This is a genomic window from Streptomyces sp. NBC_01261, assembly GCF_036226385.1.
Taxonomy (GTDB): domain Bacteria; phylum Actinomycetota; class Actinomycetes; order Streptomycetales; family Streptomycetaceae; genus Streptomyces.
This window is the reverse complement of sequence record NZ_CP108463.1, coordinates 7,187,596-7,209,583: the sequence shown is the minus strand read 5'-3', so window position 1 is coordinate 7,209,583 and position 21,988 is coordinate 7,187,596. Positions and strand designations below refer to the sequence as shown.

The following is a 21,988-nucleotide window of genomic DNA, read 5'->3' as shown; positions in this document are numbered from 1 at the left end:
AACCACCTCACCTCACCCCGCCCTGCCCTGCCCTTGGGAGACCTCGTCATGCCCGGAATATCCCGGAAAGCGGTTATCGCGCTCGCCGCCTCCGCCTCCTTCGCCCTGCTTGCGACCGCCTGTACGGGGCAGTCCTCGTCCGGTGCCTCCGACGACGCCTCGAAGGACGTCACCATCAACTTCTGGCACGCCTGGAGCGCCGCCTCGGAGTTGAGCGCCGTGAAGTCGCTGGTCGCCGGGTTCGAGAAGGCGCACCCCAACATCCATGTGAACGTCGTCGGCAACATGACCGACGACAAGATCAACCAGGCGCTGCGCACCGGTGGTGGCAAGTCCCCGGACGTGATCTCGTCGTTCACCACGAACAACGTCGGCAAGTTCTGTTCGTCGGGCGCCCTGGTCGATCTCAACCCCTTCTTCAAGAAGGCGAACATCGACCCGGAGACCACGTTCCCCAAGGCGATGAACGAGTACACCCAGTTCGACGGAAACCGTTGCACCGCCCCGCTGTTGGGCGACGCGTACGGGCTCTACTACAACAAGACGGAGTTCGCGAAGGCAGGCATCACCAGCCCGCCCAAGACCTGGTCCGAATTCGAGGCCGACGCTAAGAAGTTGACCATCAGCAAGGGCGACACCTACTCGCAGCTCGGGTTCATGCCGGACTACCACGGCTGGGAGACCACGACCGAGCACATCTTCGCGCAGTTCTCGCCGACGTACTTCGACAAGAGCGGCAAGTCGGCGCTCGCCACCGACCCCGCGTTCAAGGCCGGTTTCACGCTGCAGAAGAAGCTCGTCGACGGACTCGGCGGATTCAAGAAGCTGGAGAGCTACCGCTCCACGCTCGGTGACGAGTGGGGCGACAAGCACCCCTTCCACACCGGCCAGGTCGCGATGCAGCTCGACGGCGAGTGGCGGCTCGGGATGGCCACGGCCGCGAATCCCAAGCTGGACATCGGAGTCGCCCCGCTGCCCGTGCCGGACGACCAGGTCGCCCAGTACGGCAAGGGCTACATCACCGGCACGATCACCGGAATCGCCGCGACCAGCAAGAAGCAGAACGCCGCCTGGGAGTTCGTCAAGTACATCAGCACGGACACGGACGCGGTGGTGAACTTCTCCAACGGCATCCACAACGTGCCCTCCACCCTCGCCGCCCTCAAGTCCCCGAAGCTGAAGTACGACCCGCGCTTCAAGACGTTCCTGGACATCGCGTCGAACCAGTACTCGACGACAAGTCCCGCCTCCATCAACGGCGGTGTGTATCTGACGACGATCCAGAACCTCGGGTACGACTACGAGAGCGGCAAGGTGAAGGACCTGGACTCCGCCTTGAAGAGCACCGCCAAGCAGATCGACACCGACATCGCGCAGGCGAAGTAGCCGCAGCATGAGCACAGTCACCCTGGCGAAGAAGCACCGCACGCCCGGCCTCGCCGCGAAACAGCGGAAACAGGCGCTTCGCACCCTCGCCTTCATGTCGCCCTGGCTGATCGGCTTCGCGGTCTTCTTCGCGTACCCGCTGATCTCGACGGTCTATTTCTCGTTCATGCACTACGACGGCTTCAAGCCGCCGACGTGGGTGGGGACGAAGAACTGGACGTACGTCTTCAAGAACTATCCGTACTTCTGGCCCGCGATGCGCAACACTCTGTGGCTGGTCGTGGTGATGGTCTCGCTCCGGGTCCTGTTCGGGCTCGGCGTCGGGCTGTTGATCACCAAGATCAAGACGGCCACGGGTGTCTTCCGGACGCTGTTCTATCTGCCGTATCTCGCCCCGCCGGTCGCGGCGACGATGGCGTTCGCGTTTCTCCTCAACCCCGGTACCGGGCCGGTGAATTCACTCCTGGAGAAGGTCGGCATCCCGGCCCCGGGCTGGTTCAACGACCCCACCTGGTCCAAGCCGGCGCTCACCCTGCTCGCCCTCTGGGGCATCGGCGACCTCATGGTCATCTTCATGGCCGCGCTGCTCGACGTACCCAAAGAGCAGTACGAGGCGGCGGAGTTGGACGGCGCGTCGGCCTGGCAGCGGTTCCGGTACGTCACGCTGCCGAACATCTCGCCGATCGTGATGTTCGCCGTCGTCACCGGCGTGATCCAGACCATGCAGTACTACACACAGCCGCTCATCGCCGGGAAGGTCGCGTCCGGCGTCATCCAGGGCGCCGGCACGCAGTTCGAGCCCGGCTACCCGGAGAAGTCCACGCTCACCCTCCCCCAGCTCGTCTACAACCTCGGCTTCCAGCGCTTCGACTACGGCTCGGCCTGCGTGGTGGCACTCGTCCTGTTCGCCCTGTCGATGGTGTTCACCGCGTTCCTGATGCGGCGCCGGGGCGGCCTCAACCTGGCAGGTGACTGACCATGGCCCAAGTACTCGACAAGCCCGTGGAGTTGAGGGCGCCGGTGACCCCCGCCGAGCGCACCGCCCGCCGCAAGGCGCTCATGGAGTGGATCGCGGTCCACTCACTCGGCGTCGCGGCGGCCCTCTTCTTCACGCTCCCGTTCGTGTTCGTGTTCCTGACCTCGCTGATGAGCGACAGCCAGGCCCTGAGCCGGGACCTGATCCCGCACACCTGGGAGTGGGGCAACTACCGCAAGGTGTTCGACACTCCGGGCTTCCTGACCTGGTGGAAGAACACGCTGATCTACGCCGGCCTCGGCACCGTGCTGACCGTCGTGTCGTCGATCCCGGTGGCGTACGCGCTCGCCAAGTTCCGCTTCCGGGGCCGGAATCTGTCGCTGATGCTGGTCATCTCGATGATGATGCTGCCGCCGCAGGTCGTGATCATCCCCATGTACCTGTTCTGGGCCAAGCAGTTGGACCTGTCGGGCACGCTGTGGCCGCTGATCATCCCGATGGCGTTCGGGGACGCGTTCTCGATCTTCCTGCTCCGGCAGTTCCTGATGACCATCCCGAACGAGTACCTGGACGCGGCGAAGGTCGACGGCTGCGGCGACTTCAAGACGCTCGTGCGGGTCGTGCTGCCGATGGCCAAGCCCGGTATCGCCGCCGTGGCGCTCTTCCAGTTCTTCTACGCCTGGAACGACTACTTCGGGCCGCAGATCTACGCGTCCGAGAACCCCGGTGCCTGGACGCTGAGTTACGGCCTGGAGTCGTTCAAGGGCGCGCACCACACCGACTGGAATCTCACCATGGCCGCGACCGTACTGGTCATGGCCCCCGTGATCCTCGTGTTCTTCTTCGCCCAGAAGGCGTTCGTCGAGGGCGTCACGCTCACCGGAGTGAAGGGTTAACCAGGTATGAAACTGACCGTGGTCGGCGGAGGCTCGACCTACACACCCGAACTCATCGACGGCTTCGCCCGGTTGAGGGACACCCTGCCCGTCGAGGAACTCGTCCTCGTCGACCCGGCGCCCGAACGCCTGGAGCTGGTGGGCGGGTTGGCCCGCCGGATCTTCGCCAAGCAGGGCCACCCCGGCCGGATCGTCACGACGGACGACCTGGACGCCGGTGTCGAGGGCGCCGACGCGGTGCTGCTCCAGCTCCGGGTCGGCGGGCAGGCGGCGCGCGAGCAGGACGAGACGTGGCCGCTGGAGTGCGGCTGCGTCGGCCAGGAGACGACCGGCGCGGGCGGCCTCGCCAAGGCGCTGCGGACCGTACCGGTCGTTCTCGACATCGCCGAGCGGGTCCGGCGTACGAACCCGGACGCCTGGATCATCGACTTCACCAACCCGGTGGGGATCGTGACCCGCGCCCTGCTCCAGGCCGGCCACAAGGCGGTTGGCCTGTGCAACGTGGCGATCGGTTTCCAGCGCAAGTTCGCCGGACTCCTCGGGGTCACCCCGGCCGATGTGCACCTCGACCATGTGGGCCTCAACCACCTCACCTGGGAGACCGGTGTGCGGCTCGGCGGTCCCGAGGGCGAGAACGCGCTGCCCAAGCTGCTCGGCGAACACGGCGACGACATCGCCGCCGACCTGAGCCTGCCCCGGGTGCTGCTCGACCGGCTCGGCGTGGTCCCGTCGTACTACCTGCGCTACTTCTACGCGCACGACGAGGTCGTACGGGAACTGCGGACCAAGCCGTCCCGCGCCTCCCAAGTGGCCGAGATGGAACGTGAGTTGCTCAAGATGTACGCCGACCCGGCGCTCGACGAGAAGCCCGCGCTGCTCGCCAAGCGCGGGGGCGCCTACTACTCCGAGGCCGCCGTCGACCTGGCCGCCTCGCTGCTCGGCGGGGGTGGCAGTCCCTACCAGGTGGTGAACACGTACAACAAGGGGACGCTGCCGTTCCTGCCGGACGACGCGGTGATCGAGGTGCAGGCCGCCGTCGGCGCCAAGGGCGCGACCCCCCTTGCCGTGGCGGACGTCGATCCGCTGTACGCGGGGTTGATGGCCAACGTGACGGCGTACGAGGACCTCGCCCTGGAGGCCGCGCTGCGCGGGGGCCGGGACCGGGTGTTCCGGGCGCTGCTCTCGCATCCCCTGATCGGCCAGTACGAGTACGCCGAAGCCCTGACCGACCAGCTGATCGCGCACAACCGGGAGCACCTCGCGTGGGCCTGACCGCAAGTGTCCTCGCCATCGACGCGGGCAACAGCAAGACCGACGTCGCGGTCGTGGCGGCCGACGGGGAAGTCCTCGCCACCGCGCGCGGCGGCGGGTTCCGGCCGCCGGTCGTGGGCATCGGGCCGGCCGTGGACAACGTCGCCGAGGCCGTCGCCCGCGCCTTCACGGAGGCGGGGGTGAGCTCGGTCGAGCATGTGTCGGCCTGTCTCGCCAACGCCGACTTCCCCGTGGAGGAGGAGCAGTTGGCCGTCGCGCTGCACGCGCGCGCGTGGGGCACGAGTGTGGAGGTCCGCAACGACACGTTCGCCGTGCTGCGGGCGGGCATCCCGGAGCCGCGCGGGGTCGCCGTCGTGTGCGGGGCCGGCATCAACTGCGCGGGCATGCGCCCCGACGGCCGCACCGCCCGCTTCCCGGCGATCGGCCGCATCTCCGGTGACTGGGGAGGCGGTTGGGGCCTGGCGGAGGAGGCCCTGTGGCACGCGGCCCGCGCCGAGGACGGCCGCGGCGGTCCTACGGCCCTGGCGCGCACGCTGCCCGCGTACTTCGGCCTGGACTCGATGTACGCCCTCATCGAGGCGCTGCATCTCGAACACGTCACGAACGAGCGGCGACACGAGTTGACTCCAGTGCTGTTCGCGACGGCGGCGGACGGCGATCCGGTGGCCCGCTCGATCGTGGACCGGATGGCGGAGGAGGTCGTGGCGATGGCGACGGTCGCGCTGACCCGCCTCGACCTGCTCGACGAGGAGGCGTCGGTGCTGCTCGGCGGCAGCGTCCTCGCCGCCCGGCATCCCCAACTGGACGACCGTATACGGGAGTTGCTGGCGGCCAAGGCGCCCAAGGCGGTGGCGACGGTCGTCACCGCGCGACCGGTCCTCGGCGCCGTCCTGCTCGGTCTGGACCATGTGGGCGCCGTGGCCGAGGCACATGTGCGGGCCAGGGCCTATTACGAGCACTGACACCCGGGAACCGAACAGATTCCCACGGCGTATTCATGGACAGGGGGGCGGTGCGGGGCGTTGTGTGGTGCCGGAAATCCGGTGACCACGCTGCGATCCGATCAAGATCCAGTGAAGGCCGGTGCGGAATGTCAGTCCCTGCGGCGATACTTGCCGCGACGGGATGACCCTGGGGGAGGTCAGCAGTGACACAACCGCAGAAGAGCAGTACAGCGCCACCGGGCACCGCCGTGCCCACGATGCCGGTGCTGCCGCCGCAGCCGGGCCGGCCGGGGGCGCCCGCGCCCCGGCGTACGCCGGACGCGGCGCCCGCGCGCCGTACGGCGCTCGCCGAGGGCGTGGACCGGCTGCGCGTGGCCGCCACCACCGAGCCGGGCCGGCTGCGCGCGATCGGCGCGCTGCTGGCCGTGCTGGTGATCGCGTTCGGCGCGGTCACCGCCTGGCAGACCGACAGCCGCGCGACGGCGGCCGGCGACGTGCTCCACCACAGCCAGCCGCTCAGCTCGGACGCGGCGGACATCTACCGCTCGCTCGCCGACGCCAACACGATGGCGGCCAGCGGCTATCTGGCCGGGCTCCAGGAGACGCAGGCGACCCGCGACCAGTACGAGGCGGACATCAGGACGGCCGCCGCGAAGCTGGTGACGGCCGCCGCCAACACCGACCCGGGCTCGTCGTCCGCGACCACCATCGAGCAGCTCAACGAACTGCTGCCGGAGTACAAGGGTCTGGTCGAGTCGGCCCGCGCCAACAACCGGCAGGGCTTCCCGGTGGGCGGCGCCTATCTGCGCGCCGCGAACGACACCATGCAGAACAAGATGCTCCCGAAGGCCGAGACGCTCTACAAGACGGAGAACCAGCGGCTGAGCGACGACTACGGGGACGCGAAGCCGTACCCGTGGTTCGCGATCGTCCTCGGACTCCTCGCGCTCGGCGGCCTTGCGTGGGCGCAGCGGCGCAACTACCAGCGCACGAACCGGGTGTTGAACCACGGCCTGGTCGCCGCCTCGGCCACCACCGCGGTCGTCCTGCTGTGGGTGGTCGTCGGCCACACCGTCGCCCGCGCGGGCCTCGACGCCTCGTACGACCACGGGGTGAAGTCGCTCAACGTGCTGCACGACGCCCGGATCGCCTCCCTGAAGGCGCGCAGCGACGAGAACCTGACGCTGGTCAGCCGCGGCGCGGAGACGAAGACGCTGGCGGACAAGACGGTCGTGGACGCCTACGACTACGAGTACGACCAGGAGATCGCGAAGCTCGGCAAGGGTCTGAAGCTGGCCGACTCGCTGGCCGACGACTCCGCGGGCCGCAAGCCGGTCGCGGTCGCCAACAGCTCGATGAAGGTGTGGATCTCCCGCCACGCGAAGGTCAGCGACGACAACGAGAAGGGCCTCTACCAGCAGGCCCGTGACGGTGTCATCGGCAAGAGCGGCGCGACGGGCGAGTGCTTCAACGCGGTGGACGCCTCGCTGAACACGGCGCTGGTGCACGAGACGAAGGAGTTCAGGCAGTCGGCGAGCGACGGCCTGGACGCGATGACCGGCCTCACCGTCGGGGCCGCGGTGCTCGCGGTGCTGGGTGCGGCCGGGGCCGTCCTGGGCATCGGGCGCAGGCTGTCGGAGTACCGGTGAAAGGGGGCGTGACGATGCGCGCACGGAGTGACTTCTTTCGCCGCCTGAGCGCGGTGCGGCGCCTGCGGGCCGGCCTGCGGGGCTGGGGCGGGGTGGGCGCGATGGCGGTCGTCTGCGTCCTCGCGGTCGCGTTCGTGCTGCTGCTGCCGCTGACCCAGTCGCGCGGCGAGGGCGGCGCGGCCCTCGGCGGTCAGCGCACGGTCCAGGGCACCCAGGCCAGGGCGCCCGAGTGCGACGAGTCGACCGTCCAGAACCAGAGCCCGTCCCCGTCGGACGCCGACGGCACCACGATCGACGCCATCAAGGCGCGCGGTGTGCTGAAGGTGGGCATCGACCAGAACAGCTACCGCTGGGGCTACCGCAACCCCAACAGCTCCTCCGGTGACCTGGAGGGCTTCGACATCGACCTGGTCACCGCGATCGCGAAGAACATCTTCGGCGACGCGTACACCGCCAACAGCGTCCAGTTCCTGGCCATCCCGACCAACCAGCGCATCCCCGCGGTCCAGGACAAGCAGGTCGACATGGTGGTCCGCACCATGACGATCACCTGCGCCCGAGCCGGTCAAGTGGCCTTCTCCGCCCCGTACTTCCTCACCGGCCAGCAGGTCCTCGCCCCGAAGGCGTCGACGATCACCGGCTACGACAAGTCCCTGGCCGGCAAGCGCGTCTGCTCCGCGTCGGGTTCCACGGCGAACGACCGGCTGACCGACGACAAGGCGAGCGGCAAGCTGCCCGCCAGCGTGCGGATCCTGCCCCCCGTCGCCAACCAGCTGGACTGCCTGGTGGAGCTCCAACTCGGCCAGGCGGACGCGGTGGTGACCGACGGCGCGCTCGCCGCGAGCCAGGCCGCACAGGACCCGACGGTGGAGCTGAAGGGCACCACGTTCACCAAGGAGTACTACGGCGTGGCGATGAACAAGGACGCCACCGATCTGGTGCAGCGGGTCAACCGAATACTGGAGAGCTACCGCACCGGCCCGGACGGCTGGCGGGCGTCGTACGCGAAATGGCTGCTGCCCACCCTGGGTAAGAACTCGGAGTCGGCCGACCCGCCGCCCCCGCACTACAAGTGACGGACCGTCAACTACCGAACGGCACAACGGACCTTCCACGGAACACAACGCAGCGAGAGGTGATCGATGGGCGTCACGGGACCCCCCGGGCCGGTAATGGACCGGGACGAGGTGGACCGTGCGCTGGCGCGGCTCGGCGCGGAGCACGAGGCCATCGAGACCTCGCTCCTCGCCCTGCAGGACCACGCGGGCCGCAGACTCCTCGAAGGCGCCGAGCTGACCGGCACGACCAAGGAGCGCTGGGCGTCCACCGACGCGTCGATCACGCTGCTGTGGGCGTACTTCGACGCCTACACGGACGCGTTCCGCGCCGCACAGAGCATCCGCTCCCGGCGCCGCTGGTCCAGCCGTGAGGACCTGGTCGAGCTGACCGAGCTGCTGCGCGGCGAGTCCGTCACGGTCGCCGGTTCGACCACGGCGACGGCCAACATGCCGACGCTGACCGGCGGTTCGAGCAAGCTGAGCCACCAGTTCTCGCTGAGCGCGCTCGTCGACGAGATGAACGACCTGTACGCGAACTCGCTCGACATGGTCGTCACCTCCGACGCGGTGTGGTCGGCGCTGCCCGCCCGGATCGATTTACTGGCCGCGGAGTTGCAGCGCACCCGCCAGCTCGCCCACTCCGTCGGCGTCCGCCCGGGCGAACACCCGGCGGGCGACGACCTGGAGCGCATCACCCGCGTCCTGACCGACCTGCGCGAGCGGGTCATCTCCGACCCGCTGTCCTACTGGGTGCGGGCGCAGGGCAGTTCGGCCCCCGGCGGCGGCCGCCCGGACACCACGGTCTACGACCGGGAGGCGCGCGCCCTGGAGGACGTGCGCCGCGAGATCGACGCCGTACTCACCGTCCGGCAGGACGCGGAGGCGCGGCTGGTGAAGCTGCGGGACGTGCTCTCCCGCGCGGACCGCACGCTCGCCGAGGCGCGCACCGCGCGCGGTGAGGTCCTCGCGAAGATCGCCGCCACGGAGGTGCCGGTCGTCGGCGGTCCGCCGACCGTGCTGCAGGAGCAGCTGTCGACGGCCGCCGAGTACCGCAGACACGCCCAGTGGCACCGTCTGTCCCCGCTCCTGGAGTCCCTGGAGCGGAAGGCGGAGGACGAACTGCTGCGCGCCCGCGAGTCGTTGACCGCGGTCACCCAGCCGCTGGCGGTCCGCGCGGAGCTGCGCGGGCGCCTCGACGCGTACAAGGCGAAGGTCGCCCGGCACGGCCTCGCGGAGGACCCGCTGCTGATCGAGCGGTACGACGCGGCCCGCCGCATGCTGTGGAGCGCGCCCTGCGACCTGCGCGTCGCCGAACAGGCGGTGCTGCGCTACCAGCACGCGGCTGCCGAGCAGTTCAACGCTCCGCGGACACAGCCGCAGGGCGGTCCCGAGGACCAGAGGGGGCCGGGCGCGTGAGTGACGGGGAAGAAGCGGGGTCGGTCATGAGCGAGACACAGCAGAAGTGTCAACGGCCGGGCTGCGAGGGCTCGTACGAGGACGTCGGCGGCGGCGAGCTGTACTGCGACACGTGCGGTCTGGCGCCGGTGGTGTCGGCGAAGGGCGCGATCAGCTCACCGCCCACCGGGATGACCAGCGGCAAGGGCTCGCGGGGCACGGGGAGCGGCAGTTCCCGTACCAGCAGCCGCAGTTCGCGTACGTCGTCGCAGTCGTCGAAGTCCCGGCGCTCGGTGTCGGGGCGGCTCTCGCGCTCGGAGTCGGGCCGCTCCACCGGCCGTTCGGTGTCGGTGCGCAGCTCCGGCTCCTCGTCCGGGACCTCCAGCCGCGGCCGGCTCGGCGTCGGTCTGGTGCAGGTGCCGGGGGTGCCGCGGCCCGACCCGCGCGAGATGGTGCTGGAGAACCCGGAGGTCCCGGAGCGCAAGCGGTTCTGCTCGCGCTCGGACTGCGGTGCGCCGGTGGGGCGTTCCCGCGGCGACAGCCCGGGGCGCACGGAGGGGTTCTGCACCAAGTGCGGCAACCCCTACTCGTTCACGCCCAAGCTGGAAGCCGGCGACATCGTGCACGGCCAGTACGAGACCGTGGGGTGCCTCGCGCACGGCGGCCTCGGCTGGGTCTATCTCGCCGTGGACCGCGCGGTCTCCGACCGCTGGGTGGTCCTCAAGGGTCTCCTCGACACCGGTGACCAGGACGCGATGGAGGCCGCGATCTCCGAGCGGCGCTTCCTCGCCGAGATCGAGCACGCCAACATCGTGCGGATCTACAACTTCGTGGAGCACCTCGACCAGCGGACGGGTTCGCTGGACGGGTACATCGTCATGGAGTACGTCGGCGGCAAGTCCCTCAAGGAGATCGCCAACGACCGCCGTACGGAAGGCGGGAAGCGCGATCCGCTGCCGGTGGAGCAGGCCTGCGCGTACGGCATCGAGGCCCTGGAGGCGCTCGGTCACCTGCACAGCCGCAACCTGCTGTACTGCGACTTCAAGGTCGACAACGCGATCCAGACCGAGGACCAGCTCAAGCTGATCGACATGGGCGCGGTGCGCAGGATGGACGACGACGAGTCGGCCATCTACGGCACGGTGGGCTATCAGGCGCCGGAGGTCGCGGAGGTCGGCCCGTCGGTGGCGAGCGACCTGTACACGGTCGCCCGCACGCTCGCGGTGATGACCTTCGACTTCCAGGGCTACACGAACGTCTTCGTGGACTCCCTGCCCGACCCGGACAACATCGAGGTCTTCCGCCGCTACGAGTCGTTCTACCGGCTCCTGGTCCGCGCCACCGACCCCGACCCGGCCCGCCGGTTCGCCTCCGCGCAGGAGATGGCCGAGCAGCTGACCGGCGTGCTGCGCGAGGTCGTCTCGCTGCAGACCGGGCGGGCCCGCCCGTCCCTGTCCACCCTGTTCGGGCCCGAACTCAAGGTCACGGACACGGAGTTGTTCCCCAAGATGGACGGGGATGTGTCCCTGCTGGGGGCGAGAGCGGTACTGCCGCCGAAGCGGACCCCAAGTGCCCGCTCCGGCACGGCACTTGCCGAACGGCCGCACGGCGGCGCGGTGTTGACCGGGCTGAACGGCAGCGCGCCGAGCATCGTCAAGCAGGTCGACTCCCCGGCCGTGGCTCTCGCGCTGCCCGTTCCGCACGTCGACCCGACCGACCCCAACGCGGGCTTCCTGGCGGGCCTGATGGCGACCGCGGCGACCGAACTGCTCGGCGCGCTCGCGTCGGCGCCGTCGCCGTCCGTGGAGACCCGGCTGCGGCAGATCCGGGCCTGGCTGGAGAACGGCGACTCGTACACCGCGCTGGACGCCCTGGCGAAGCTGGAGGACGAGCGGCCCGACGACTGGCGGGTGGTCTGGTACACGGGCGTGGCCGCGCTGGCGACCCGGGACTACGAAGCGTCCGCGCTGTCCTTCGACGCGATCTACGACGCCTTCCCGGGCGAGCCCGCGCCGAAGCTGGCGCTGGGCCTGTGCGCCGAGGTGCTGGGGCAGTTGGACAACGCGGCCGAGTACTACCGGCTGGTGTGGTCGACCGACCCGAGCTATGTCAGCGCGGCCTTCGGCCTGGCCCGCGTCCAGTTCGCGACCGGCGACCGGCGGGGCGCCGTACGGACGCTGGAGTCGGTGCCCGAGGCGTCGATCCACTACACGGCCGCGCGCGTGGCCGCCGTACGGGCGCGGCTTCGGGAGCGGGCCGCGACGGCGGACGACACGCCGTTCCTGGACGATCTGACCGCGGCCGCCGGACAGGTGGAAGCGCTGGAGGGATACGGTCTGGACGCGGTCCGGCGCGAGCGGTTGTCGGCCGAGGTCCTCGGCCGCGCCCTCGACTGGATACTCTCCGGAGGCCAGGGTTCCGTACCGCTCACGCGGCGGGAGCTGCTCGGCAGCGAACTGGACGAGCGGGGACTCCGCTTCGGCCTGGAGCGTTCGTACCGCACGCTGGCCCGGCTGGCACGGGACGGCGAGGAGAGGATCGACCTGGTGGAACGAGCCAACCGTTACCGCCCCCGGACGTGGGTGTAGTTGATGTCGCAGATGCCCCAGCTCTCCGCCTGCCCGAGCTGCGAAGAGCCCCTGGAGTCCGGTGACCGCTTCTGCGGCGCGTGCGGATACGACCTGTCCGCCGTGCCCGCGCCGCCGGACGACCACCCGACGCTCACCATGAACGGCGCGGTGCCGCCCCCGCCCGAGGAGGCCGCGGACGTGAACTGGCCCGTGGTCCCCCCGCCGGAGGGCGCCGGGACCCCGCCGGCGGTCCATCTCCCGACGGACCTGCCCGGCACCGACTCGGGCGGCACCCCCCTGCCGTCCAACGCCCCGCCGCCGCCCGCCGGTTCACCGGCCGCCGCGGCGACGGGCGTACGGTTCGACCGGCCGCCGGAGCCCGACGAGTACCCGCTGCAGGCGCCGGACCCGCGGGTCGCCGCCGATCCGCCGACCGCGGGCGAGGGCGTCAAGGTGTGTGTGGCCTGCCGCTCGGGCCGGGTGGACCCGGACGGCTACTGCGAGAACTGCGGGCACGCCCAGCCCCGCGAACGCGACCACATGGAACAGGAGTTGGGCCCGCTCGCGGCGGTCAGCGACCGCGGGCTGCGGCACCACCGCAACGAGGACGCCTTCGCCGTGGGACAGTGTGCGCTGCCCGACGGGACGCCCGCGCTGGTCGCGGTCGTGTGTGACGGGGTGTCGTCGGCGACGCGGCCCGACGCGGCCTCGCTGGCCGCTTCGCGGGAGGCCGGTGAGGCGTTGCTGGCCGCGCTGCCGCAGGGCACGCATCCGCAGGCGGCGATGCACGAGGCGATCATCGCGGCCTCGCACGCGGTCAACTCCCTGGCCCAGGAGCCCGCCACGGCCCGCGAGCACGCCCCGCACCAGAACGCGCCGGCCTGCACGCTGGTCGGCTCCATCGTCACCCCGACCCTCCTCGTCGTCGGCTGGGTCGGCGACAGCCGCGCCTACTGGATCCCGGTGGACCGCAGTTCACCGCCGGCCCGGCTCACGGAGGACGACTCGTGGGCGGCGCAGATGGTCGCCGCGGGCCTGATGAGCGAGGCGGAGGCCTACGCCGACGAGCGCGCCCACGCGATCACCGGCTGGCTCGGCGCGGACGCGTACGAACTGGAGCCGCACACCGCCTCGTTCAAACCGGACCGCCCCGGTGTGGTGGTGGTCTGCACGGACGGACTGTGGAACTACGCGGAGTCGGCCGAGGAGATGGCCGAGATCGTCCCCGTCGACGCGGCGGCCCGTCCGCTGCACAGCGCCCAGGTCCTGGTCGGCCACGCGCTGGACGGCGGGGGCCACGACAACGTAACAGTGGCCGTCGTCCCGTTCCCCGCCCCGCCGCAGGGGGCAGTAATCGGCTGAAGGCCGTAAAACCGCGGAATCGCGAGGAAACGTCGGTCTTGGACCGGTGGGGACCGGTCAGCACGTAGTCATCACCCCATCCAGGTGGGGTACTTGAGGGGGATCAGAGCAGGCATGGCCAATTTCTCGAAGTCGAACGTGCCGCAGTTCTCGGTCGACGTGTACCAGAACGAGTACCTGCCGGAGGGCGGGCGTGAGGTCAACGCGATCGTCACGGTGACCTCGACCGGCGGCGGCACCATCGGGAGCCCGGTCGCGGCGCCCCACCTGTACTCGGCCGGGCAGGGCCCGGACGCGGCCGTGGCGATCATGGTCGACTGCTCGGGGTCGATGGACTACCCGCCGACCAAGATGCGCAACGCCCGGGACGCCACGGCCGCCGCGATCGACACCCTGCGTGACGGGGTGCACTTCGCGGTGATCGGCGGCACGCACGTCGCCAAGGAGGTCTATCCGGGCAGCGGGCGGCTCGCGGTCGCCGATGCCACCACCCGCGAGCAGGCCAAGCACGCGCTGCGCAAGCTGAGCGCGGGCGGCGGCACGGCGATCGGCACCTGGCTGCGCCTCGCCGACCGGCTGCTGTCCTCCGCGGACGTCTCCATACGCCACGGCATCGTCCTGACCGACGGCCGCAACGAGCACGAGGCGCCGGAGGACCTGAAGGCGGCCCTCGACTCCTGCGCCGGACGTTTCACCTGTGACGCGCGGGGCGTCGGCACCGACTGGGAAGTGAAAGAAGTCACAGGGATCGCCTCCGCGCTGCTCGGCACCGCCGACATCGTCGCCGACCCGGCCAACCTCGCCGCCGACTTCACGAAGATGATGGAGACGGCGATGGGCAAGGAGGTCGCGGACGTCGCGCTGCGGCTGTGGACGCCGGTGGGCACGGCCATCAAGTTCGTCAAGCAAGTCGCGCCCAGGGTCGAGGAGTTGACCGACCGGCGCACCGAGGCGGGACCCCGCGCCGGGGACTACCCCACCGGGTCCTGGGGAGACGAGTCGCGTGACTACCACGTGTGCGTCGAGGTCCCCGAGGCCGGCGTCGGCCAGGAGATGCTCGCCGCCCGGGTCTCGCTGGTCGTCCCGCAGCCCGACGGAAGTACCCAGAACCTGGGCGCACAGGGCCTGGTGAAGGCCCTGTGGACCGACGACATGGTGGCGTCCACGTCCATCAACCCGCAGGTCGCGCACTACACCGGCCAGGCCGAACTGGCGCAAGTCATCCAACAAGGCCTCGATCTCCGCAAATCGGGTGATGTCGATGGAGCAACGGCCAAACTGGGACGGGCCGTTCAGCTCGCCAGCGTCTCCGGAAACGCGGATACTGCGAAACTGCTTGCGAAGGTGGTGGACGTGGTCGATGCCGCGGCGGGTACTGTGCGACTGAAGGCGAAGGTCGCGGAGGCCGACGAGATGACTCTCGAAACACGGTCCACAAAGACTGTTCGTGTAAAGAAGTGACTTAGCCAGCACGACTCCGTGAGACCCAGAACGACCCTGTGCGAAAGGGGGACGCGCCGACATGCCGACCTGCCCGAACGGACACCAGTCGGGTTCCGACGACTGGTGCGAGGTCTGCGGTCACCGCATGGCCGGTGCCGTGCCCCCGCCCCCTCCCCCGCCCCCCGGCGGCGGCTACGGCTTCCCGCCGCCCGCGCCCGGCCGCGGCCCGTCCGCCGAGGCGGAGCTCTGCCCGCAGTGCCGCACGCCCCGCGAGGGCGGTGCGCCGTTCTGCGAGGAGTGCCGGTGGAACTTCCTCACGAACACGGCGACGTCGTACACCCCGGCCGCCCCGCGCCCCACGAACCCGGGCCCCGGCCCGAGCCCGGCGTCCCGCTTCCAGCAGCCTCCGCCGCCCGGTGCCGGTCCGTCGTACGGCGGTGACCCCTACGAGTACCAGGGGTCGCGGCCGTCGCAGATGAACCGGCCCGCGGAGCCCATACCCCCGTTCGGCAACGAACCGACGGGGCGACCTGGTGCGCCTGGCGGTCCCGGTGGAGCCGGTGGTCCTGGCGGACCGAACGGCCCCGGTGTCTTCGGTGGCGAACGGCAGGGTGGGCCCGGTGGACCGGGCGGTCCCGGCTCGCAGGGCTTCGGCAACGAGCGGCAGGGTGGACCCGGCGGCGGTCCTGGCGGTCCCGGCCAACAGGGGTTCGGTGGCGAACGCCAAGGTGGACCCGGTGGCCCCGGTGGTCAGGGTTCACAGGGCTTCGGCAATGAGCGGCAGGGTGGGCCCGGCGGAGTTGGCGGCCCCGGTGCACAAGGCTTCGGCGGTGATCGTCAGGGCGGCGGTCCCGGTGGGCAGGGTGGACCTGGTGGTCCCGGTGGCCAGGGCTCGCAGGGCTTTGGTGGCGAGCGGCAGGGCGGCCCCGGTGGCCCCGGCTCGCAAGGTTTCGGCAACGAGCGGCAAGGCGGGCCCGGAGGACCTGGCGGTCCTGGCGGCCCCGGCTCGCAGGGCTTCGGTGGTGAGCGTCAGGGTGGCGGTCCCTCGCCCTTCGGGAACAACGACCCGTCCGGTCCGCCGCGGCCGTTCGGCAACGAACCCTCCGGCCCGCCCCCGCCCCCGCCCTTCGGCAACGAGGCGTCCGGTCGGCCCGGTTCCTTCGGCAACGAGCAATCCCCGGGTCCCGGCGGCCAGTTCGGCACCGAGCGTCCCCGTCAGGGCGACTTCGGCGGCGGCCGCCCCGGTACCTTCGGCGGCGAGCGGCAGGGTCCGCCCGGACCGTTCGGCAACGAGCCCTCGAACCCGCAGGGTCCCCCGAACTTCGGCCCCGACCCCTCGCGGCCGGTCCCGCCGCCGCCCGGACCGACCCCGCCCGCGGGTCCCGGTGGGACGAGCGGTGCCCCGCAGGCCTTCCAGCAGTCCGCTCCGCCGGCCCCGCCGGGGTTCCCGCAGGAGACGAACCGTCCGCAGCAGGGCGGCTCGCCCTTCGGCGGCGGTGACGACGACTGGGTGATCTCCCCGCCGACCCCCGGCTCCCCGGGCGGTCCGGGTGGCCCAAGGGGTCCCGGTGGTCCTGGTGGTCCCGGTGGTCCCGGTGGTCCCGGTCAGGGCGGGGGCGGCTACGGCTATCCGCAGCCCGGTTCGAACCAGGCCCCGCCGCGTCCCGCGTACCAGCAGCAGCCGATGACCTGGCTGGCGACGATCGGGCCGGACCGCGAGTACTTCATGGCGATGATGCAGCGCTCGGGGCCGGAGGCCGCGGGGCTCAACCTGCCCGCGTACTCCCCTGAGCAGCAGCGGCAGTTGAGCGGGAACCAGATCACCATCGGGCGCCGTCGTCACTCCACCGGCGAGTCCCCCGACATCGACCTGTCGGTTCCGCCGGAGGATCCGGGTGTCTCGCATCAGCACGCGGTGCTGGTCCAGCAGCCGGACGGCAGTTGGGCGGTTGTCGACCAGAACTCGACGAACGGTACGACGGTGAATGGCGGCGAGGAGCCTATTCAGCCGTTTGTGCCGGTGCCGTTGCAGGACGGGGATCGGGTGCACGTGGGGGCTTGGACGACGATCACTGTGCGGCGCGGTTAGTTAGAAGGCCCCGCAGCGTCGTTCGTCGTCTGCGGCCGCGTCGTGGCTGGTCGCGCAGTTCCTCGCGCCCCTTGAGCAGGAGCGTTGCAGCTAGGGGAGCTGCCAGGTGTGCGGGCTCTCCGGAGCGTCCAGCCATGCCCGCGCCCCTGCACCGTCGACCGTGATGCCGTAGCGCTCCCGCCCGGGTCTCCCCTCGCGTTCCCACAGCTCGCGGGCCTCCCGCGGATCGAGCGTGCCGTGGGTGAGGGTCAGCAGGAAGCGGAGTAGTTCGTGGTCGCCGGGGCGGTGCGGGATCTCGCCCTGTACGGCGGGTTCGGTGCCGCGCAGGGGGACGAAGTACGCGGCCGTGTGCAGGAAGGTGCCCTCGGCGTGCGTCGCGTCGTGGACGGTGAGGGCGATCAGGCCGGTGGCCAGGGGGGCCAGGATGCGGGCACCGCGGGTGCACTGGGCCGGCCAGGCCCGCGGGATCGTTGTCAGGGCGCAGGTGGCGATGACGCGGTCGTAGGGGCCGTGTTCGGGGACTCCTCGGGTGCCGTCGCCGGTGACGACGGTCGGACGGTGGCCGGCGTCGGCGAGGTGGGTGCGGGCGGAGTCGGTGATCTCCGGTTCCAGGTCCACGGTCGTCACCTGCTCGTCGCCGAGCCGGTGGGCGAGCAGGGCCGCGTTGTAGCCCGTCCCCGCGCCGATCTCCAGCACCCGGTCGCCGTCGGACACCCGCAGCTCGGCCAGCATCCGCGCCATCAACGACGGCTGGCTGCTGGACGACACCAACTCCCCGTCCCGTAGCCGCGTGGCGAGCGGTACGTCGGCGTAGGCCCCGCGCAGCCAGCGTTCCCGGGTGCGCGGGTCGGGGCTGCCCCGCCACAGCCGCTCGTTCCCGTCGGCGACAGCCACGTAGTAGTACGGCACGAACAGGTGCCGCGGTACGGCGGAGAACACCGCCCGCCAGCCCGGATCCGCGTCCCAGGCGCCGCTCAGGTCGATCGCCCGCACCAGTTCCGCCCGCGCGGAGACGGCGACGGCGTCCAGGTGCCGGTCGTCCTCGTGGTCCGCGTCGAGAGCGTGCGCGCTCATACGTCCACTGTCCTGCCGTAGCGGCCGGGAGGCGAGCGGTCCTCAGTCCGAAGTCCTCCGCCGCCCCGTCTGAGACCATGGGGAGTGTGAACGAGATTCGGCGCGGCACGCTTCAGGAGCAGACCTTCTACGAGCAGGTCGGCGGGGAGAAGACCTTCCGACGGCTCGTCCACCGTTTCTACGAGGGCGTCGCCGAGGACCCGCTGCTGAGGGCGATGTACCCGGAGGAGGACCTGGGTCCGGCCGAGGAGCGCTTCGCCCTCTTCCTGATGCAGTACTGGGGCGGCCCGACGACGTACAGCGACAACCGCGGCCACCCGCGTCTGCGCATGCGGCACGCACCGTTCCAGGTCGACCAGGCCGCGCACGACGCCTGGCTGAAGCACATGCGGGTCGCCGTCGACGAACTCGGTCTGTCCGAGGAGCACGAGCACACGCTGTGGAACTACCTGACGTACGCGGCCGCCTCGATGGTGAACACGGCGGGCTGACCGCCGTTCACTGAACGTCGGATTCCGGTCGTACGGCATCGAATTCCGGTCACGATCCGGTCAAGCAGTGGTCGCGAACGGTTACTCGCCGCCGGTCCCCTCTGGCAGCATCGCCGGGGAAGATCCGGACGACGGCGGGGGGCCCGGTGGGGTTCGTCCTGGTACGCGCGCGGGCACACCGCCTGCTGCTCGCCGCTGCCCTGCTCACGGTGCTGCTGACCACGGCCGTCCTCACGACGTTCACGGCCTACTCGGGCGCGATCGGCGACGCGGCGCTCCAGCACTCCCTGAACGACACCCGCAACACCCCCGACACCGCCCTGATCGTCAAGGCCGACGTCCCACCCGCCGGACGCACGGCCGCCGGCGTCGCCGTACGGAAGGCGGCGGGGCGGACCTTCGACGAACTGCCCGTGACCGTACGGACGTTGATGCGCTCGGGCCCGTACGCCCTCCCGCGCTCGCTCCAGCCGCCCGCGCAGCGCTCCGGCGACCCCGATCTCACCTACTTCGGCGCCCTCGACCGGACGCAGGTGCGGCTGTTGGCGGGCCGCTTCCCCCGGGCGACGGCCTCGGGCGACGTCGAGGTCGCCCTGCCCCGCACCGCCGCCGAGGGCCTCGGCGTGCAGCCCGGCAAGCGGCTCACCCTCGCGAACCGGCTCAGCGGCCCCACGGCGCACATCCTCGTCACCGGCGTCTACCGGCCCGCCGACGCGAGCGCCGCCTACTGGCTCCTGGACGACCTGCGCGGCCGAGGCCTCAGCACGGCAGGCTTCACGACCTACGGCCCGCTGCTCACCGACCCCGCGAGCCTCGCCGGGTTGAGCGCCGGGCAGTCCGGGTGGCTCGCGTCGGCCGACTTCTCCACGCTGACGACCGGGCGGATCGGCTCCCTGCGCGAGACGGCAGCGGCGGGCAGCACCTCGTTGCGGAAGTCCGTCGCGGTGCCGGGAGTCACCACCGCGACGACCTCGCTGCCGGACGTACTCGACCGGATCGACCGCTCGTTGCTCGTCTCCCGCTCCACCCTGCTGATCGTCGCGCTCCAGCTCGCACTGCTCGCGGGGTACGCCCTGCTGCTCGTGGCCCGGCTGCTGAGCGCCGAACGGGCGGGCGAGAGCCGGTTGTTGCGGGCGCGTGGCGGTTCCCGGGCGCGGATCGCCGGTCTGTCGGCGGTGGAGGCGCTGCTGCTCGCCGTACCGGCGACGGCAGTTGCCCCGCTGCTGGCGGGGCCGCTCACCGAACTCCTCGCCGGGTACGGCGCGTTGGCCCGGATCAGGCTGCACCTGGACACCTCGGCGGGCGGCCGGGCCGGGGTGTGGCTGGTCGCGGCGGCCGTGGCGCTGGGCTGCGCGTTCGCGGTGACGCTGCCCGCGCTCACCTCCTCCTTCGAGGGCGGCCGGGCCCGTGCCCTGCCCGCTCCGCTGCGCGCGGGCGCCGACGTCGGCCTGCTGGTGGTGGCCGGGGTCGCCTACTGGCAGCTCAACCGGCAGACCTCGGGGGCCGTGAGCACCGACAACTCCGGGACCCTGGGCATCGATCCGCTGCTGGTCGCGGCCCCCGCGCTCGCCCTGCTCGCGGGCACGGTCCTGACGCTACGGCTGCTGCCGCCGGTGGCACGGCTGGCCGAGCGCCGGGCCAGCGCCGGGCGGGGGCTGCCGGTGGCGCTGGCGGGCTGGCAGTTCAGCCGCCGTCCGATGCGCGGTGCCGGGCCGGTGCTGCTGCTCGTGCTCGCCCTGGCGCTGGGCATGCTCGCCATCGGGCAGAGCGCCTCCTGGAACCGCTCGCAGAGCGACCAGGCCGACTTCCAGGCCGGGGTGCCGGTGCGGGTACTGGCCGCCGGCGAGGGCGGGTTGGGCCGTACGGAGACCTACGCGAACCTCCCGCACGTGCGGGAGGCCGCCCCCGCCGTCCGCACCTCCCAGTCCCTCTCGGGCGACCGCACGGCGACCGTGCTGGCCCTGGACACGGCCCACGCGTCGGACACGGTGCTCATCCGCCGGGACCTGGCCTCCGGCCACCCCGCCGGCCCGCTGCTGACCGGCCTGGGCCCGAGGGGACGCACAGGCGGCACCGGGATCCCGGCGGGAACGGCCGGGTTGACGGTGCGGGCGGGCATCGGCGGCACGGGCCCGCGGACCACGGCCGACGTCACGGCCACGGTCGAGGACCGCTACGGCACCCCGTACCAGGAACCCCTCGGCCAACTCCCCACCGACGGAAGGCAGTACGACCTGAAGCTGGACGTCTCCGCGTCACCCGGCCCGCTGACCCTCACCGGACTTCAGCTCGACCTGCCCCAGCCCGGCGAGCACTCGTCCCGACACCGGCTCACCGTCAGTGGGTTGACCGCCACGGACGCCCAGGGAAAGGTCCGGCCGCTGCCGCTGCCCGCCGCCTGGACGGCGCGGGCCTCCGCCGGCGAGTCGTACGGTCCGCGCTCCAACCCGCCTACCCCGAAGGTGCGTTCGGCGAAGCCGCTGACCGTCGACTACGGCACGGGGTACATCCCCGGCAAGGACATCTGGACGATCTCCACCGTCACGGTGCGGCTGCGGGTCGCACAGCCCCCGGCGCCCGAGATCACGGCCGTCGCCACCGACCGCTTCCTGACCTCGGCGGGTGCCCGCACCGGACAGCGGGTGCAGGTGACGCTCGGCGGGGAGAACCTGCCGGTGCGGATCGTGGCGGCGGTGCGGGGACTGCCGACGACGGGTGGTGTCGAGGAGGGCGACGGCGGTGCGCTGCTGGTCGATCTCCGGTCCGTGAACCGGGTGTTGGGAACGCGCTTCGTCGACGGCGTCACGCCCACCGAGTGGTGGCTGGGGACGACGCCGGGCGACGCGCCGGCGGTGGCCGCGGCGGTGCGCGCCCTGCCCGACGTCGATCCCGGGGAGGTGGTGGTGCGGGAGGAGATCGCCCAGGAGCTGCGCGACGACCCGTTCGGCGCCGGTCCCGAGGCCGCGTTCGCGGCGGCGGCGCTGGTGGCGGCGGCGCTCGCGGCGGTCGGGTTCGCGGTGAGCGCGGCGGGCTCGCTGCGGGAGCGCGATGCCGAGTTCGCCGTGCTGCGCGCGCTGGGCGCCCCGCGGCGCCAGCTGGCCCGGATGATCGCCGCCGAGCAGGGGGTCCTGGTCGCCCTCGCCCTCGTGGTGGGCGTCGCCCTGGGGACCGTGCTGACCCGCGCGGTGATCCCCCTGATCGTCCTCACGGCCCAGGCGACCCGCCCGGTACCGGGCGTCCTGGTCCAACTCCCCGTCGCACACGTGGCGTTGCTCCTTGTGGCCGTGGCGGTGACACCGCTGATCGTGACGGCGACGCTCGCACTGCGCCGGGCCGACCCCGCGACTTCGCTCCGCGAACAGGGAGGCGAGTGATGAACACCC

Annotated in this window: 15 protein-coding genes; 14 read left to right on the top strand and 1 reads right to left on the bottom strand. The window is 71.5% G+C overall.

Annotated elements, in window-relative coordinates:
- The first annotated feature begins 48 nt into the window (after positions 1-48).
- The 12 genes from OG226_RS32075 (at position 49) to OG226_RS32020 (ending at position 17,040) form a co-directional block, all read left to right on the top strand.
- Positions 49-1,386 carry an ABC transporter substrate-binding protein gene (locus OG226_RS32075; protein ID WP_328683295.1) on the top strand — a complete coding sequence of 446 codons (1,338 nt, stop codon included), beginning with the start codon at positions 49-51 and terminating at the stop codon, positions 1,384-1,386.
- A gap of 7 nt (positions 1,387-1,393) precedes the next feature.
- The gene (locus OG226_RS32070; RefSeq protein WP_328683294.1) at positions 1,394-2,362 is read left to right on the top strand and encodes a carbohydrate ABC transporter permease; all 969 of its coding nucleotides are present in this window, start codon (positions 1,394-1,396) and stop codon (positions 2,360-2,362) included.
- Between the two features lie 2 nt (positions 2,363-2,364).
- Positions 2,365-3,258, top strand: coding sequence for a carbohydrate ABC transporter permease (locus OG226_RS32065; protein ID WP_328683293.1), 894 nt, complete (start codon positions 2,365-2,367; stop codon positions 3,256-3,258).
- A 6-nt stretch (positions 3,259-3,264) separates the two neighbouring features.
- Entirely contained in the window at positions 3,265-4,530 is a 1,266-nt protein-coding gene (locus OG226_RS32060; RefSeq protein ID WP_329350849.1) for a 6-phospho-beta-glucosidase, read from the top strand.
- The gene (locus OG226_RS32055) at positions 4,521-5,492 is read left to right on the top strand and encodes an N-acetylglucosamine kinase (RefSeq protein WP_329350848.1); all 972 of its coding nucleotides are present in this window, start codon (positions 4,521-4,523) and stop codon (positions 5,490-5,492) included. The genes OG226_RS32060 and OG226_RS32055 overlap by 10 nt, the downstream gene beginning before the upstream one ends.
- A 185-nt stretch (positions 5,493-5,677) precedes the next feature.
- Positions 5,678-7,123 carry a hypothetical protein gene (locus OG226_RS32050; RefSeq protein WP_443044816.1) on the top strand — a complete coding sequence of 482 codons (1,446 nt, stop codon included), beginning with the start codon at positions 5,678-5,680 and terminating at the stop codon, positions 7,121-7,123.
- A gap of 14 nt (positions 7,124-7,137) precedes the next feature.
- Complete coding sequence (locus tag OG226_RS32045) at positions 7,138-8,199, top strand: glutamate ABC transporter substrate-binding protein (protein WP_328683290.1); 1,062 nt, start codon at positions 7,138-7,140, stop codon at positions 8,197-8,199.
- Between the two features lie 66 nt (positions 8,200-8,265).
- Entirely contained in the window at positions 8,266-9,597 is a 1,332-nt protein-coding gene (locus tag OG226_RS32040) for a hypothetical protein (protein WP_328683289.1), read from the top strand.
- 26 nt (positions 9,598-9,623) lie between these two features.
- Entirely contained in the window at positions 9,624-12,164 is a 2,541-nt protein-coding gene (locus tag OG226_RS32035; RefSeq protein ID WP_329350847.1) for a serine/threonine-protein kinase, read from the top strand.
- Complete coding sequence (locus OG226_RS32030; RefSeq protein ID WP_329350846.1) at positions 12,165-13,508, top strand: PP2C family serine/threonine-protein phosphatase; 1,344 nt, start codon at positions 12,165-12,167, stop codon at positions 13,506-13,508.
- A gap of 114 nt (positions 13,509-13,622) precedes the next feature.
- Positions 13,623-14,969, top strand: coding sequence for a vWA domain-containing protein (locus OG226_RS32025; protein WP_328683286.1), 1,347 nt, complete (start codon positions 13,623-13,625; stop codon positions 14,967-14,969).
- Positions 14,970-15,030: 61 nt separating this feature from the next.
- Entirely contained in the window at positions 15,031-17,040 is a 2,010-nt protein-coding gene (locus OG226_RS32020; protein WP_329350845.1) for an FHA domain-containing protein, read from the top strand.
- A 90-nt stretch (positions 17,041-17,130) separates the two neighbouring features.
- On the opposite strand, the gene OG226_RS32015 is transcribed toward OG226_RS32020, so the two are convergent.
- Positions 17,131-18,114, bottom strand: a complete 984-nt coding sequence (locus tag OG226_RS32015; RefSeq protein ID WP_329350844.1) for a methyltransferase domain-containing protein — start codon at positions 18,112-18,114, stop codon at positions 17,131-17,133.
- A 77-nt stretch (positions 18,115-18,191) separates the two neighbouring features.
- Here OG226_RS32015 and OG226_RS32010 point away from each other — a divergent pair, with 77 nt between their 5' ends.
- Complete coding sequence (locus tag OG226_RS32010) at positions 18,192-18,605, top strand: globin (RefSeq protein WP_327404007.1); 414 nt, start codon at positions 18,192-18,194, stop codon at positions 18,603-18,605.
- 146 nt (positions 18,606-18,751) lie between these two features.
- A complete protein-coding gene (locus tag OG226_RS32005; RefSeq protein ID WP_329350843.1) occupies positions 18,752-21,979 on the top strand; it encodes an ABC transporter permease in 3,228 nt (1,075 codons plus the stop codon).
- Positions 21,980-21,988: the final 9 nt, after the last annotated feature.

Excerpts from the sequence above, each read along its gene's own strand:
- OG226_RS32045 (WP_328683290.1), top strand. The coding sequence starts at position 7,138 with ATGCGCGCACGGAGTGACTTCTTTCGCCGCCTGAGCGCGGTGCGGCGC.
- OG226_RS32015 (WP_329350844.1), bottom strand. The coding sequence starts at position 18,114 with ATGAGCGCGCACGCTCTCGACGCGGACCACGAGGACGACCGGCACCTG.
- OG226_RS32025 (WP_328683286.1), top strand. The coding sequence starts at position 13,623 with ATGGCCAATTTCTCGAAGTCGAACGTGCCGCAGTTCTCGGTCGACGTG.
- OG226_RS32060 (WP_329350849.1), top strand. The coding sequence starts at position 3,265 with ATGAAACTGACCGTGGTCGGCGGAGGCTCGACCTACACACCCGAACTC.
- OG226_RS32075 (WP_328683295.1), top strand. The coding sequence starts at position 49 with ATGCCCGGAATATCCCGGAAAGCGGTTATCGCGCTCGCCGCCTCCGCC.
- OG226_RS32070 (WP_328683294.1), top strand. The coding sequence starts at position 1,394 with ATGAGCACAGTCACCCTGGCGAAGAAGCACCGCACGCCCGGCCTCGCC.
- OG226_RS32040 (WP_328683289.1), top strand. The coding sequence starts at position 8,266 with ATGGGCGTCACGGGACCCCCCGGGCCGGTAATGGACCGGGACGAGGTG.
- OG226_RS32020 (WP_329350845.1), top strand. The coding sequence starts at position 15,031 with ATGCCGACCTGCCCGAACGGACACCAGTCGGGTTCCGACGACTGGTGC.
- OG226_RS32010 (WP_327404007.1), top strand. The coding sequence starts at position 18,192 with ATGGGGAGTGTGAACGAGATTCGGCGCGGCACGCTTCAGGAGCAGACC.
- OG226_RS32065 (WP_328683293.1), top strand. The coding sequence starts at position 2,365 with ATGGCCCAAGTACTCGACAAGCCCGTGGAGTTGAGGGCGCCGGTGACC.
- OG226_RS32035 (WP_329350847.1), top strand. The coding sequence starts at position 9,624 with ATGAGCGAGACACAGCAGAAGTGTCAACGGCCGGGCTGCGAGGGCTCG.